Source organism: Shewanella sp. SW1, from assembly GCF_025653545.1.
GTDB lineage: Bacteria > Pseudomonadota > Gammaproteobacteria > Enterobacterales > Shewanellaceae > Shewanella > Shewanella oncorhynchi.
Genome location: NZ_JAKKSG010000038.1, coordinates 1 through 16,104, shown reverse-complemented (window position 1 = coordinate 16,104; position 16,104 = coordinate 1). Strand labels below are relative to the sequence as shown.

The window sequence follows — 16,104 nt, the reverse complement described above, 5'->3', positions numbered from 1 at the left end:
AGAAGAAGGCGGACGTCACACTCCATTCTTCAAAGGCTACCGTCCACAGTTCTACTTCCGTACAACTGACGTAACCGGTACTATCGAACTGCCAGAAGGCGTAGAGATGGTAATGCCTGGCGACAACATCAAAATGGTAGTGACTCTGATTTGCCCAATCGCGATGGACGAAGGTTTACGCTTCGCAATCCGTGAAGGTGGTCGTACAGTTGGTGCTGGTGTAGTAGCTAAAATCATCGCTTAATTGCGGTAGAAATTAGTTTGAAAAGGAAGCTTCGGCTTCCTTTTTTGTTTAAGTGGATTATTTCATAGGTTTTGTGGTTTGCATGGGATTCGCATCCTTGCTTACAAAGTCGAATAAGAATACAATCTATGGCCGATTTTTGACCCTGAGCTTATGCTATTTTGCGTTTCTAAGGGTGTTCGGAAATGCAGAGTGATGTGGGATTATGCCCGTCAATTAATGTGCTCTAAGCTCAGGCCGTATTGAGTAACGGAAAAACCGATGACAACAAATACTGAAAACCAGAACAATTCTCTGGATATCGTGAAGTGGGGTTTAGTGATTGTATTGCTAGCCGCTGCTGTTATTGGCAATCAAATGTATAGCGAAGCCAGTGCCGTCATACGTGCGCTTAGTGTTATCGTTGCATTCGCTATTGCTGGTTTTATTGCGCTTCAGACTGTAAAAGGTAAAAAAGCGTTAGCTTTTGCCCGTGAAGCGCATATCGAAGTGCGCAAGGTTGTATGGCCGACGCGTCAAGAAGCGCTAAACACCACTTTTATTGTCCTTGCAGCAACAGGTATCTTAGCTCTTATCCTTTGGGGTATGGATGCTGTGTTAATGCGAATTGTCAATTTTATCACTGGCGTATAGGCACCTCGAATGACTGAAGCTAAAGAAGCTAAAAAAAGATGGTATGTAGTGCAGGCATTCTCAGGCTATGAAGGCCGAGTTTGTAAGTCACTGATTGAATATATTAAAATGCATGGCATGGAAGCATACTTCGGTGAAGTATTGGTTCCGACTGAAGAAGTCATCGAAATGCGTGCAGGTCAGCGTCGCAAGAGCGAACGTAAGTTTTTCCCTGGCTATGTGTTAGTCCAGATGGAAATGAACGATGACAGCTGGCATTTAGTCAAAAGCATCCCGCGTGTTTTAGGCTTTATTGGCGGAACGTCTGATCGTCCTGCCCCAATTTCAGATAAAGAAGCTGATGCAATTCTGCGTCGCTTACAAGAAACGACAGCGTCACCGACTCATAGAACCATATTTGAGCCTGGTGAAGTGGTACGTGTGTGTGATGGTCCATTTGCTGACTTTAACGGTACCGTTGAAGAAGTGGATTATGACAAGAGCCGCGTGAAAGTATCAGTGATGATCTTTGGTCGTTCTACGCCTGTTGAACTTGATTTTAGTCAAGTTGAAAAAGGCTGATTAAATAAACTACAAAATCCGTTTGGCAACGGGTGCGAATTTCTATATAATTCGCACCCGTTGTTTTCGGGGGAGCATGTCAGCATGTCGCTGATGCGCGTTTGAACCCAAACTGAGGAAATGTCAGATGGCAAAGAAGATTGATGCTTATATTAAGCTACAAGTAAAATCCGGTTCTGCGAACCCATCACCACCAGTTGGTCCAGCTTTGGGTCAAAAAGGTGTGAACATCATGGAATTCTGTAAAGCGTTTAACGCCCGTACAGAAAAAATGGAAAAAGGCATGCCTATTCCTGTCGTGATCACTGTTTACAGTGACCGTTCATTCACTTTTGAAACTAAGACTTCTCCAGCGTCTTACTTACTGAAGACAGCTGCAGGCCTGAAATCAGGTTCTCCACGTCCAAACACTCAGAAAGTGGGTACTATCGCTCGCGCTAAAGTTCAAGAAATTGCTGAACTGAAAGCTGCCGATATGACTGGTGCTGACATTGAAGCGATGACTCGCTCAATCGAAGGTACTGCGCGTTCAATGGGTTTGGTTGTAGAGGATTAATATAATGGCAAAGCTAACTAAACGCATGCGCGTAATTCGCGAAAAAGTTGACGGTACTAAAAGCTACGATATCAACGAAGCTGTTGCTCTGTTAAAAGAATTAGCAACTGCAAAATTCGTTGAAAGTGTAGACGTAGCAGTTAACCTGGGTATCGACCCACGTAAATCTGACCAAAACGTTCGTGGTGCAACAGTGTTGCCACACGGTACTGGTCGTGACGTTCGCGTTGCAGTATTTACACAAGGTGCAAATGCTGAAGCTGCTAAAGCTGCTGGCGCTGAGCTAGTTGGTATGGATGATCTGGCTGAGAAAATCAAAGCCGGTGAAATGAACTTTGACGTAGTTATCGCATCTCCAGATGCAATGCGCGTTGTTGGTATGTTAGGTCAAATCTTAGGCCCACGTGGTTTAATGCCTAACCCTAAAACAGGTACAGTAACGCCAAACGTTGCTGAAGCTGTTAAGAACGCCAAAGCGGGTCAAGTTCGTTACCGTAACGACAAGAACGGTATTATCCACACTACTATCGGTAAAGTGGATTTCACACCAGTTCAATTGAAAGAAAACTTGGAAGCGTTAGTGTCAGCACTGAAAAAGGCTAAGCCTGCAGTTGCTAAAGGCATTTTCGTGAAAAAGATCAGCATCTCTACCACTATGGGTGCAGGTGTTGCAGTTGATCAAGCTACGCTTGAAACAACTCTATAATTTTACAAAGCGGGTGCATTAGTCTATAATGCGCGCACTTTGTGGGTTGAAGCCTGTTTTATCTCTCGTTTAGGCGGAGTTTAACTCAGGTTTCCGTCCAAGACCGCAGGTGTTTTTTGTAAAAATAACTTAATTTCCTGCGTAGACGGTGTCAGGCCCCAGCTAAAATTTTTTACTGGATAATCTGCACCGTAAGTCACTAAATACATAAGTATTTAGTATGGTAAATACTAGGGAATACCCTAGGTAGAATCCAGGAGTAAAGCCAATGGCATTAAGACTCGAAGACAAAAAAGCGATTGTTGCTGAAGTCAACGAAGCTGCCAAAGGTGCGCTATCTGCAGTTGCCGCTGATTCTCGCGGTGTGACTGTAGGTGCTATGACCGGTCTGCGTAAAAAAGCTCGCGAAGCTGGTGTATATGTACGTGTAGTACGTAACACGCTAGCTCGTCGTGCTGTTGAAGGTACTGCTTTTGAGTGCCTAGCAGAAACGTTCACTGGCCCAACTTTGATTGCTTTTTCTTTAGAGCACCCAGGTGCTGCAGCACGTCTGTTAAAAGACTTTGCTAAAGAACAAGCTAACTTCGAAGTTAAAGGCGCAGCCTTTGAAGGGAATTTCATCCCTGCAGCTGAAATTGATCGTTTGGCGAAACTGCCAACATACGAAGAAGCACTAGCTCAGTTAATGATGACTATGAAAGAAGCATCTGCTGGCAAGTTCGTTCGTACACTGGCCGCCCTGCGCGATCAAAAACAAGAAGCCGCTTAATTTCAAGCTGGCTGCTTAATAAAATTGAATTCAGAACAATAGGAAACATTTGTTATGTCTATCACTAAAGACCAAATCTTAGAAGCCTTTGCAGCTATGTCTGTAATGGAAGTTGTTGAACTGATCGAAGCTATGGAAGAGAAGTTCGGCGTTTCTGCCGCTGCTGCTGTTGTTTCTGGCGGTGCAGAAGCAGTTGTTGTTGAAGAACAAACAGAATTCAACGTAGTTCTGACTGCTCACGGCGACAACAAAGTTGCAGTTATTAAAGCCATCCGTGGCGCAACTGGTTTAGGCCTGAAAGAAGCTAAAGCTATGTCTGAAGCTGCTCCAGTAGCAGTTAAAGAAGGCGTTTCTAAAGAAGAAGCTGAAGCTCTGAAGAAAGAACTTACTGAAGCTGGTGCTTCTGTAGAAATTAAGTAAGCTATTATTTAGCTTGCTCACCCAAGCCACTTGGGTGGAGGCTGGCGGTTTTTTAACCGTCGGCCTTTTTTGCGCTATATGCGCTGGCGATTTTTTTTCACCGTTTGTCGCCAAATTTTGCAGTCCCTAGCAGAGATTACTGGTTAGGTTCTTGCCATCAACGGTGATGGGCAAACGTGCTGAATTTTAATAACTTAAGTTATTTATTCAGTCTTGGTCACATCTCGTAAGCAGAGGAAACCCATGGTTTACTCCTATTCTGAAAAGAAGCGTATTCGCAAAGACTTTGGTAAGCGTCCAAAAGTTTTGGATATCCCTTATTTATTGTCTATCCAGCTAGACTCTTTTAAGAAGTTCACCGATCAAGATCCTACCGGTGAGCGCGGTTTAGAAGCCGCCTTCCGTAGCGTTTTTCCCATCAAGAGCTTTTCTGGTAACTCAGAACTGCAATACGTCAGCTATAAGCTTGGCGAGCCTGTTTTTGATGTGAAAGAGTGTCAGATCCGTGGTGTTACGTATTCAGCTCCACTACGCGTTAAATTACGCATGGTGTTGTATGACCGTGAAGCAGCGGCGGGCACAGTAAAAGATATTAAAGAACAAGAAGTCTACATGGGTGATATCCCATTGATGACGGATAACGGTACTTTTGTTATCAACGGTACTGAGCGTGTAATCGTATCTCAATTACACCGTTCTCCAGGCGTGTTCTTTGATCATGACCGTGGTAAAACCCACTCATCAGGTAAGGTGCTGTATAACGCACGTATTATTCCTTACCGTGGTTCATGGCTTGACTTTGAATTCGATCCTAAAGATGCACTATTTGTGCGTATTGACCGTCGCCGCAAACTGCCTGCGACCATCATGTTACGTGCATTAGAATATTCTACTCAAGAGATCCTCGATCTGTTCTTCGAACGCGTTGAGTTCAAGATCAAGAAAGATACTCTGGTCATGTCTTTGGTGCCTGAACGTCTGCGTGGCGAAACTGCCAGCTATGACATTAAGGATGCTGAAGGTTCTGTACTGGTTGAAGCGGGACGTCGTATTACTGCGCGTCACATTCGTCAGTTAGAAAAGACTAATACCACTGAGCTTGAAGTGCCAGTTGAATATATCGTGGGCAAATATGCTGCTCAAGATTATATCGATCCGGACACAGGTGAAGTTTTAGTCTCTGCCAACAGTGAAATTAGCTTAGAAGATCTGGCTAAACTATCATTGGCCGGTATTAAAGATATCAGCACGTTGTATATCAACGAGTTAGATCATGGTGCTTATATTTCAGATACGCTGCGTATCGATTCAACCACTAACCGCTTAGAAGCGCTGGTTGAGATCTATCGTATGATGCGTCCTGGCGAGCCACCAACCAAAGATGCTGCCGAAGCACTATTCCAGAACTTGTTCTTCAGTGAAGAGCGTTATGACCTGTCTAAAGTAGGTCGTATGAAGTTCAACCGTCGTCTCAGCATTCCTGATGACGAAGGTAGCGGTGTATTGTCTAAAGAAGACATCGTCGCGGTAATGAAGAACATCATTCATATCCGTAACGGTTTCGACGAAGTCGATGACATCGATCACTTAGGTAACCGTCGTATTCGTAGCGTCGGTGAAATGGCTGAAAACCAATTCCGTGTTGGTTTAGTCCGTGTTGAGCGCGCCGTGCGTGAACGTCTGTCTTTAGGCGATCTGAATGAGCTGATGCCACAAGACTTGATCAACGCTAAGCCAATTTCTGCTGCAGTGAAAGAGTTCTTCGGTTCTTCTCAGCTGTCACAATTCATGGACCAAAACAACCCGCTGTCAGAAGTAACGCATAAGCGTCGTATTTCTGCACTTGGCCCTGGTGGTTTGACTCGTGAACGTGCAGGCTTCGAAGTCCGTGACGTACATCCAACGCATTATGGTCGTTTATGTCCAATTGAGACCCCTGAAGGTCCAAACATTGGTCTAATCAACTCATTAGCAAGTTTTGCCCGTACTAACTCTTACGGCTTCCTAGAAACGCCATACCGCAAGGTTATCGACGGCGTGATTACTGACGAAGTGGAATACTTGTCAGCAATCGAAGAAGGTCGTTATGTGATTGCACAGGCGAACATCGAAGTTGACGCTAGCGGTCGTATGGCAGAAGAGCAAATTGCTTGTCGTCATAAAGGTGAATCGACCTTTATGCGCGCTGCTGACATCCAGTATATGGATGTTTCGCCACAACAGATTATTTCTGTTGCTGCGTCACTGATCCCGTTCTTAGAACACGACGATGCTAACCGTGCCTTGATGGGTGCGAACATGCAACGTCAAGCCGTACCCACACTGCGCTCTGAAAAGCCGCTAGTTGGTACTGGTATTGAGCGTACTTTGGCTGTTGACTCTGGTGTTGTGGTTGTTGCTAAACGTGGTGGTTTTGTCGACTACGTTGATGCGAGCCGCATCGTTGTTAAAGTAAATGAAGATGAGCTGCGTCCAGGCGAAGCCGGTATCGACATTTATAACCTGACTAAATACACCCGTTCTAACCAAAACACTTGTATTAACCAACGCCCTTGTTGTGCTGTTGGTGAGCCAGTCGTTCGTGGTGACGTGTTAGCAGACGGTCCGTCTACTGACTTAGGTGACTTAGCCCTTGGCCAGAACATGCGTATCGCATTCATGCCTTGGAACGGTTACAACTTCGAAGACTCGATCTTAATTTCTGAGCGTGTAGCGCAAGAAGACCGTTTCACCACTATCCACATTCAGGAGCTGTCTTGTATTGCTCGTGATACCAAACTGGGTAGCGAAGAAATTACGGCTGATATTCCAAACGTAGGTGAATCTGCTCTGTCGAAACTCGACGAGTCAGGTATCGTTTACATTGGTGCAGAAGTGAAGGGTGGCGATATTCTGGTTGGTAAAGTGACGCCAAAAGGCGAAACACAGCTAACGCCAGAAGAGAAGTTACTCCGTGCTATCTTCGGTGAGAAAGCGTCTGACGTTAAAGACAGTTCACTGCGTGTTCCTAACTCTGTTAAGGGCACTATCATTGACGTACAGGTATTTACCCGTGACGGCGTTGAAAAAGACAAGCGTGCAGTTGAAATCGAAGAGATGCACATTGCCCAAGCTCGTAAAGACTTAGGCGAAGAGTTCAAGATCCTTGAAGAAGGTGTATTGAGCCGTGCGCGTAACTTGTTAATCGGTGCTGGTTTCACTGAAGCGCAAATTGCTGCGTTGCCACGTAAAGATGTATTGGTTCAAGTCATTGATGATGAAGCAAAACAAACTGAACTTGAGCAATTAGCTGAACAGCATGAAGAGCTGAAAGCTGACTTCGATAAGAAGTTTGAAATCAAACGTCGCAAGATCACCCAAGGTGATGACTTGGCGCCAGGCGTACTCAAAATCGTTAAGGTTTACTTAGCGGTTAAGCGTACTATCCAACCTGGTGACAAGATGGCGGGTCGTCACGGTAACAAGGGTGTTATCTCTAAGATTTGCCCAATCGAAGACATGCCATATGACGAACAAGGTAACCCAGTAGACATCGTATTGAACCCGCTAGGTGTTCCATCACGTATGAACATTGGTCAGGTACTTGAAGTCCATATGGGCGCCGCTGCCAAAGGCATTGGTAACAAGATCACTGCGATGCTTGAAGAACAGCGTGAGCTGGCTGAAGTTCGTGGTTACATCAAGCAAGTTTATGAATTAGGTGACGAAGTGCAGCAGCGCGTCGATATCGATTCATTCACTGATGATGAAGTATTACGTCTTGCGACTAACCTGAAAGGCGGTATCCCGATTGCAACTCCTGCATTCGACGGTGCTAAAGAGAAAGAGATCAAGCAGATGCTTGAACTTGCAGGTTTGCCAACCTCTGGTCAGTTGAAGTTGTTTGATGGTCGTACCGGTAACGAATTTGAGCGTCAAGTAACGGTAGGTTACATGTACATGCTCAAACTGAACCACTTAGTTGATGACAAGATGCACGCCCGTTCTACCGGTTCGTACAGCTTAGTGACTCAACAACCACTGGGCGGTAAAGCTCAGTTCGGTGGTCAGCGTTTCGGTGAGATGGAAGTGTGGGCACTAGAAGCATACGGTGCCGCTTATACGCTTCAAGAAATGCTCACTGTTAAATCGGATGACGTTAACGGTCGTACTCAGATGTATAAGAACATCGTCGACGGTAACCATCAGATGCAACCTGGCATGCCAGAGTCCTTCAACGTGTTACTGAAGGAGATCCGTTCACTCGGTATTAATATCGAGTTGGATCAGGCATAAGCGCAGGCCTTTAGCCGCGTTTGGCAAACAGAATGGTGCTCCGTGCAAGCGGAGCACCCGGTTTAACTCCTTCAGGAGAGAAACGTGAAAGACTTATTAAAGTTTCTGAAACAGCAAAGCAAGACTGAAGAATTTAACGGCATCAAAATTGGTCTGGCATCGCCTGATCTGATCCGTTCTTGGTCTTTTGGTGAAGTTAAGAAGCCAGAAACCATCAACTACCGTACCTTCAAGCCTGAGCGTGAAGGTCTGTTCTGTGCGCGTATCTTTGGCCCAGTCAAAGATTACGAATGTTTGTGCGGTAAGTACAAACGTTTGAAGCACCGTGGTGTTATTTGTGAAAAGTGTGGCGTTGAAGTAACCCAAACTAAAGTACGTCGTGAGCGTATGGGTCACATCGAACTGGCTAGCCCAGTTGCGCACATTTGGTTCTTAAAATCACTGCCGTCACGTATTGGCTTAATGCTGGATATGACGCTGCGTGATATCGAACGCGTACTGTATTTTGAATCATTTGTCGTGATCGAGCCTGGCATGACCAGCCTTGAACGTGGCCAAATGCTGACAGAAGAAACTTATCTGGATGCATTAGAAGAATACGGTGATGAGTTCGAAGCTAAAATGGGTGCCGAAGCAGTGCTTGAACTGTTACGTGCTATCGATTTAGCGAAAGAAATCGAACAAATGCGTGAAGAATTGCCTTCAATCAACTCTGAGACTCGTCGCAAGAAAGTGACTAAACGTCTTAAGTTGATGGAAGCATTCTACACTTCAGGCAACAAGCCTGAGTGGATGATCTTAAAAGTACTGCCTGTGTTACCACCTGACTTACGTCCGTTGGTTCCGCTCGATGGCGGCCGCTTCGCGACTTCAGATCTTAACGACCTGTATCGCCGCGTGATCAACCGTAACAACCGTTTGAAGCGTCTGTTAGATTTAGCTGCGCCGGACATTATCGTACGCAACGAAAAGCGTATGTTACAAGAGTCTGTTGATGCGCTATTAGATAACGGTCGTCGTGGTCGTGCTATTACCGGTTCTAACAAGCGTCCTCTGAAATCTTTGGCCGATATGATCAAAGGTAAGCAAGGTCGTTTCCGTCAGAACTTATTGGGTAAGCGCGTCGACTATTCTGGTCGTTCGGTAATTACTGTAGGTCCTACTTTACGTCTGCACCAATGTGGTCTTCCTAAGAAGATGGCACTGGAGCTGTTCAAGCCATTCATCTATGGCAAGCTAGAAGGTCGTGGCTTAGCTACTACCATCAAAGCAGCTAAGAAGATGGTTGAGCGTGAAGTGGCGGAAGTATGGGACGTTCTGGATGAAGTGATCCGCGAACATCCAGTAATGCTTAACCGTGCACCAACACTGCACAGATTAGGTATTCAAGCGTTCGAACCAGTACTGATTGAAGGTAAAGCCATCCAGTTACACCCACTCGTTTGTGCGGCATACAACGCCGACTTCGACGGTGACCAAATGGCGGTACACGTACCGTTAACACTGGAAGCGCAGCTTGAAGCCCGTGCCCTGATGATGTCTACCAACAACATCCTGTCACCCGCGAACGGCGAGCCTGTTATCACCCCGTCTCAAGACGTGGTATTGGGTCTGTACTACACCAGCCGTGAGCGTATTAACGGCCGTGGTGAAGGTATGGCATTTATGTCTGTTGCTGAAGTTGAAAAAGCTTACGCAACTGGCGCTGCTGAACTGCATGCCCGCGTTAAAGTTCGTATCACTGAAACCATTATTGGTGACGATGGTGAGCGCACTGAACAACGCCGTATCGTTGATACGACTGTGGGTCGTGCTCTGCTGTCACTTATTCTGCCAGCAGGTTTGTCATTTGATCTGGTTAACCAGAACATGGGCAAAAAGCAGATCTCTAAACTGTTGAACACCTGTTATCGTCAACTGGGTCTGAAAGATACTGTTATCTTCGCTGACCAATTGATGTATACCGGTTTCCGTTTTGCAACCATCTCTGGTGCCTCTGTCGGTATCGATGACATGGTTATTCCAGACGAGAAATACACCTTAGTTGCTGATGCAGAAGCGGAAGTTCTTGAAATTCAAGAGCAGTTCCAATCTGGTCTAGTCACAGCCGGTGAGCGTTACAACAAAGTTATCGATATCTGGGCTAGTGCCAACGAAAAAGTTTCTAAAGCTATGATGGAAAACCTGTCAACTGAGACAGTGATTAACCGTGATGGTGTTGAAGAGAAACAAGCCTCGTTTAACAGCATCTATATGATGGCTGACTCAGGCGCTCGTGGTAGTGCCGCACAGATCCGTCAGTTGGCGGGTATGCGTGGTCTGATGGCTAAGCCAGACGGCTCAATCATCGAAACGCCAATTACCGCTAACTTCCGTGAAGGTCTAAACGTACTCCAGTACTTTATTTCTACTCACGGTGCGCGTAAAGGTCTAGCCGATACGGCATTGAAGACAGCGAACTCGGGTTACCTGACTCGTCGTCTTGTAGACGTTGCACAAGATTTAGTGGTTATCGAAGACGATTGTGGTACTCACGAAGGTCTAACCATGAAACCGCTGATTGAAGGTGGTGATGTGGTTGAGCCGTTACGTGAACGCGTACTGGGTCGTGTGGTTGCGATTGATGTGTTCTATCCAGGCACTGAAGACGTATTAGCACCACGTAACACGCTACTCGACGAAGCATGGTGTGACAAGTTAGAAGAGCATTCAATCGACGAAGTGATTGTACGTTCTGTTATTTCTTGTGATACCGATTTCGGTGTGTGTGCAGCTTGTTACGGTCGTGACTTGGCTCGTGGTCATATTATTAACCACGGTGAAGCCATCGGTGTTGTGGCAGCACAATCTATCGGTGAACCAGGTACACAGTTAACGATGCGTACTTTCCACATCGGTGGTGCGGCATCTAGAGCGTCTGCAGAAAACAATGTCCAAGTGAAAAACTCGGGTTCATTGAAACTGCATAATGCTAAGCATGTTACTAACAGTGACGGCAAACTGGTTATCGTTTCTCGTTCTTCTGAACTGGCTGTTATTGACGAGCTGGGTCGTGAGAAAGAGCGTTATAAAGTGCCATACGGTACTGTGCTCGAGAAACTAGAAGAAGCGGCTGTTGAAGCGGGCGATGTTATCGCTAACTGGGATCCACATACTCACCCAATCATTTCTGAAGTGGCGGGTAGTATCAAGTTCGTAGACATGATTGACGGTGTCACTATGACACGTCAAACAGACGAACTAACGGGTCTGTCATCAATCGTGATCCTTGACGTTGGTCAGCGTGGTACTGCGGGTAAAGAAATGCGCCCAATGATCCGTCTGCTTGGCGCTAATGGTGCTGACTTGATGATCCCAGGTACTGAAGTACCAGCACAATACTTCTTACCAGGTAGTGCGATCGTTAACTTAGAAGATAACGCGCAAATCAACGTGGGTGACGCATTAGCTCGTATTCCTCAGGAATCGTCTAAAACTCGCGACATCACCGGTGGTCTGCCACGCGTTGCTGACTTGTTCGAAGCGCGTAAGCCAAAAGAGCCTGCTATTCTGGCAGAAATCTCTGGTACCATCTCGTTTGGTAAAGAGACCAAAGGTAAGCGTCGCTTGGTGATTACACCTGCTGATGGCGGCGATCATTATGAAGAGATGATCCCTAAGTGGCGTAACTTAAACGTGTTCGAAGGTGAAAAAGTCGAACGTGGTGAAGTTATCGCTGACGGTCCAGAAGCGGCACACGACATTCTGCGTCTTCGTGGTATCCACAACGTAGCAAACTACATTGTGAACGAAGTACAGGACGTTTACCGTCTGCAAGGCGTGAAGATCAACGATAAGCATATCGAAGTGATCATCCGTCAGATGCTGCGTAAGTGTCTTATCACTTCTGCCGGTGACACTGACTTCCTCGAAGGGGAACAAGCTGAAGTGTCACGCGTGAAGATTGCTAACCGCGAACTGATCGCCCAAGGTAAAGTGCCTGCGACCTTTGAACGTGAACTACTGGGTATTACTAAAGCATCTCTGGCAACAGAATCCTTTATCTCAGCAGCATCGTTCCAAGAAACTACGCGCGTACTGACCGAAGCCGCCGTCGGTGGTAAGAGCGATCAATTACGTGGTCTGAAAGAAAACGTTATCGTTGGCCGACTGATCCCAGCCGGTACTGGTTACGCTTATCACAAGACTCGTAATGAAGCGCGTGCGAAGAAAAACGAACCTGTAGTAGTGAACAAGATCACTGCAAGTGAAGCCGAACAGAACTTGGCCGATCTCTTAAACTTGGCTGGTAGCCAAGATTAAGTAATAAGTTTGTTATAAAAAGGCGCCTATGGCGCCTTTTTTCTTGTAATATGCCGCAAAAGTTGGCTATTTCTTGACAGTCAGGCATTACCTTTCTAAAATTCCGCGTCCCACCATTGTGGGATATAGATTTTTCACACCTTATCGTTGAGTTTGATTCAACTGACTCGGAGCTATACATGGCAACTGTAAACCAGTTGGTACGTAAGCCACGCGCGCCAAAAGTCGACAAGACTAACGTGCCTGCGTTGAATGCGTGCCCGCAAAAACGTGGTGTTTGTACACGTGTGTACACTACTACCCCTAAAAAACCTAACTCTGCACTACGTAAAGTAGCTCGTGTGCGTCTAACTAACGGTTTCGAAGTTACTTCGTACATCGGCGGTGAAGGCCACAACCTGCAGGAACATAGTGTGATCTTAATCCGTGGTGGTCGTGTTAAAGACTTACCAGGTGTGCGTTATCACACTATTCGTGGCGCATTAGACTGTGCAGGCGTGACTTCACGTCGCCAAAGCCGTTCTAAATACGGTGCTAAGCGTCCTAAGTCTTAACTTATCCGTTAAGTAAGGCCAAGCTAGTTTTATTTTGAGAATTCCAGTTTTGGAAATCCCTGAAGCATACGGAGAATTGTTATGCCAAGACGTCGCGTTGTAGGACAACGTAAAATCCTACCAGATCCAAAGTTTCACAGTGAGTTGCTGGCTAAGTTCATCAACGTCATTATGCAAGACGGCAAAAAGTCGACTGCAGAAAAAATTATTTACAAGGCACTAGATGTTGTCGCTGAAAAGAAAAGCGAAAACCATTTAGTTATCCTTGAAGCAGCCCTGGACAACGTTCGCCCATCAGTCGAAGTTAAATCTCGTCGCGTTGGTGGTTCTACGTACCAGGTACCATGTGAAGTTCGTCCTGTGCGTCGTAACGCACTGGCGATGCGCTGGTTAGTTGAAGCTGCTCGTAAGCGTGGTGAAAAATCTATGGCTTTACGTCTGGCAGGTGAAATGCTGGATGCGTCTGAAAACAAAGGTACTGCTGTTAAGAAGCGTGAAGACGTGCATCGCATGGCTGAAGCTAACAAAGCCTTTGCTCATTACCGTTGGTAATATGATGGTGTGGGCTTAGGCCCACACCATAGTTGTTGATATTGCCAAGACTTAGGTCTTGGTGGAGAGGGTATAATCGTGGCTCGTACAACCCCAATTGAGCGTTATCGTAATATCGGTATTTGTGCTCATGTTGACGCAGGTAAAACCACCACAACAGAACGTGTTCTGTTCTATACCGGTTTGTCTCATAAAATCGGTGAGGTGCATGACGGCGCCGCTACCACAGACTGGATGGTTCAAGAGCAAGAGCGTGGTATCACTATCACCTCTGCTGCGGTAACCACATTCTGGCGTGGTATGGATGCTCAATTCACTGAACACCGCATCAATATCATCGATACCCCTGGTCACGTTGACTTTACTATTGAAGTTGAACGGTCTCTGCGCGTACTCGACGGCGCTGTTGTCGTTTTCTGTGGTTCATCTGGTGTTGAACCTCAGTCAGAAACAGTGTGGCGTCAAGCTGATAAATACCGCGTTCCACGTTTGGTATTTATCAACAAGATGGACCGTGCAGGTGCAGACTTTGAACGTGTAGTGAAGCAAATTAGAACTCGTCTTGGAGCCACTTGTGTGCCTATTCAATTGAATATCGGTGCAGAAGAAAACTTCAAAGGCGTGATCGACTTAATCAAGATGAAAGCAATTAACTGGAATGAATCAGACCAGGGTATGACTTTCACTTATGAGGAGATCCCTGCAGAGTTAGCAGCTAAAGCGGCTGAAATGCATGAGTATCTGGTTGAAGTAGCAGCCGAATCTTCGGATGAACTGATGGATAAGTACCTTGAAGAAGGCACGCTATCAGAAGACGAAATTAAAAAGGCGCTACGTCAGCGTACTATAAATAATGAAATCGTTTTAGCGACTTGTGGTTCTGCATTTAAGAACAAAGGCGTTCAAGCGGTACTTGATGCGGTTATTGAATTCTTGCCAGCGCCAATTGATGTGCCTCCAATTAAGGGCATCGATGAGAACGACCAAGAAGTAGAACGCCCATCAGATGACAATGCGCCTTTTGCTGCATTGGCATTTAAGATTGCTACAGATCCATTCGTAGGAACTTTGACCTTTATTCGCGTGTACTCAGGCGTACTCGAATCAGGTTCGGGCGTTTACAACTCTGTCAAACAGAAGCGTGAACGCGTAGGTCGTATGGTGCAAATGCATGCAAACGATCGCACTGAACTGAAAGAAGTCCGTGCTGGTGATATCGCAGCGGCGATTGGTCTAAAAGAAGTGACTACGGGTGATACGCTTTGTGATAACGATCATAGAGTGATCTTGGAACGTATGGAGTTCCCAGAGCCAGTAATTACCATTGCCGTTGAGCCTAAGTCAAAAGCCGATCAGGACAAAATGGGTATCGCGTTGCAAAAACTTGCAGCGGAAGATCCATCATTCCGAGTTGAAACTGACGAAGAATCATCACAAACTCTGATTTCGGGTATGGGTGAGTTACACTTAGACATCATCGTAGACCGTATGCGTCGCGAATTCGGTGTTGAATGTAACGTAGGTAAGCCACAAGTGGCCTACCGCGAAACTATCCGAGCTTCAGTAGAAGCTGAAGGTAAATTTGTACGCCAATCAGGTGGTCGTGGACAATTCGGTCACGTTTGGTTAAAACTAGAGCCTAATGAAGAAGGCGCTGGTTACGAATTTGTCAATGCTGTTGTGGGAGGTGTGATTCCTCGTGAATTCATTCCTGCGGTTGATAAAGGTATCCAAGAACAGATGAAGAATGGCGTTCTCGCTGGCTTCCCTGTGTTGGACGTGAAGGTCACTCTGTTCGATGGTTCATATCATGATGTGGACTCGAACGAGATGGCGTTCAAAATTGCAGGTTCTATGGGCTTCAAAAAGGGTGCGCTTGAAGCGAATCCGGCGTTGCTCGAACCTTGCATGAAAGTAGAAGTAACTACCCCTGAAAATTATATGGGTGACGTCGTTGGTGATTTGAACCGTCGTCGTGGCTTAATTGAAGGGATGGATGATGGCTTTGGTGGCATCAAAATAGTCCATGCTGTAGTGCCTCTTTCTGAAATGTTTGGTTATGCAACTGATTTGCGCTCTGCTACACAGGGTCGCGCTTCATACTCTATGGAGTTCTTGAAGTACTCTGATGCACCGCAAAACATTGCAAAAGCGATTATTGAATCTCGTAGCTAATATCCAGTTACGACATAAATGTTATTATGGTCCAGCACTGACTGGACTATTCTGAAAAGAAAGGAATATATCGTGGCAAAAGCTAAATTTGAACGTATTAAGCCTCACGTAAACGTGGGCACCATTGGTCACGTTGACCATGGTAAAACCACACTGACTGCAGCTATCTCTCACGTACTGGCTAAGACCTACGGTGGCGAAGCTAAAGACTTCTCTCAAATCGATAACGCTCCTGAAGAGCGTGAGCGCGGTATTACGATCAATACCTCTCACATCGAATATGACACGCCTTCACGTCACTACGCACACGTAGACTGCCCAGGCCACGCTGACTATGTTAAAAACATGATCACTGGT

At 46.0% G+C, this 16,104-nt stretch carries 12 protein-coding genes and 1 pseudogene; all 13 read left to right on the top strand.

The window, feature by feature from the left end; genetic code table 11:
• Positions 1 to 244, top strand: a pseudogene (gene tuf / locus L5M71_RS22565) (elongation factor Tu); the annotation flags it as partial.
• 261 nt (positions 245 to 505) lie between these two features.
• Entirely contained in the window at positions 506 to 877 is a 372-nt protein-coding gene (secE, locus tag L5M71_RS22560) for a preprotein translocase subunit SecE (RefSeq protein ID WP_006083613.1), read from the top strand.
• 9 nt (positions 878 to 886) lie between these two features.
• On the top strand, positions 887 to 1,438 hold the full coding sequence (gene nusG / locus L5M71_RS22555; protein WP_105251029.1) for a transcription termination/antitermination protein NusG: 552 nt from the start codon (positions 887 to 889) through the stop codon (positions 1,436 to 1,438).
• 127 nt (positions 1,439 to 1,565) lie between these two features.
• Complete coding sequence (rplK, locus tag L5M71_RS22550; RefSeq protein ID WP_006083611.1) at positions 1,566 to 1,994, top strand: 50S ribosomal protein L11; 429 nt, start codon at positions 1,566 to 1,568, stop codon at positions 1,992 to 1,994.
• A gap of 4 nt (positions 1,995 to 1,998) precedes the next feature.
• Positions 1,999 to 2,700: a 50S ribosomal protein L1 gene (rplA, locus tag L5M71_RS22545; protein WP_105251030.1), complete on the top strand. Its 702-nt coding sequence runs from the start codon at positions 1,999 to 2,001 to the stop codon at positions 2,698 to 2,700.
• 268 nt (positions 2,701 to 2,968) lie between these two features.
• On the top strand, positions 2,969 to 3,469 hold the full coding sequence (rplJ, locus tag L5M71_RS22540; RefSeq protein WP_006083609.1) for a 50S ribosomal protein L10: 501 nt from the start codon (positions 2,969 to 2,971) through the stop codon (positions 3,467 to 3,469).
• A 54-nt stretch (positions 3,470 to 3,523) separates the two neighbouring features.
• On the top strand, positions 3,524 to 3,889 hold the full coding sequence (gene rplL / locus L5M71_RS22535; protein WP_105251031.1) for a 50S ribosomal protein L7/L12: 366 nt from the start codon (positions 3,524 to 3,526) through the stop codon (positions 3,887 to 3,889).
• Between the two features lie 243 nt (positions 3,890 to 4,132).
• Positions 4,133 to 8,164: a DNA-directed RNA polymerase subunit beta gene (rpoB, locus tag L5M71_RS22530; RefSeq protein ID WP_105251032.1), complete on the top strand. Its 4,032-nt coding sequence runs from the start codon at positions 4,133 to 4,135 to the stop codon at positions 8,162 to 8,164.
• An 84-nt stretch (positions 8,165 to 8,248) separates the two neighbouring features.
• A complete protein-coding gene (gene rpoC / locus L5M71_RS22525) occupies positions 8,249 to 12,466 on the top strand; it encodes a DNA-directed RNA polymerase subunit beta' (protein WP_105251033.1) in 4,218 nt (1,405 codons plus the stop codon).
• 179 nt (positions 12,467 to 12,645) lie between these two features.
• A complete protein-coding gene (gene rpsL / locus L5M71_RS22520; RefSeq protein WP_006083605.1) occupies positions 12,646 to 13,020 on the top strand; it encodes a 30S ribosomal protein S12 in 375 nt (124 codons plus the stop codon).
• An 81-nt stretch (positions 13,021 to 13,101) separates the two neighbouring features.
• Positions 13,102 to 13,572, top strand: a complete 471-nt coding sequence (gene rpsG / locus L5M71_RS22515; protein ID WP_011787570.1) for a 30S ribosomal protein S7 — start codon at positions 13,102 to 13,104, stop codon at positions 13,570 to 13,572.
• 78 nt (positions 13,573 to 13,650) lie between these two features.
• Positions 13,651 to 15,747 carry an elongation factor G gene (fusA, locus tag L5M71_RS22510; RefSeq protein WP_006083603.1) on the top strand — a complete coding sequence of 699 codons (2,097 nt, stop codon included), beginning with the start codon at positions 13,651 to 13,653 and terminating at the stop codon, positions 15,745 to 15,747.
• Between the two features lie 72 nt (positions 15,748 to 15,819).
• Positions 15,820 to 16,104, top strand: a 285-nt coding sequence (locus L5M71_RS22505) for a GTP-binding protein (protein ID WP_261729865.1), incomplete at its 3' end; no start/stop codon positions are given.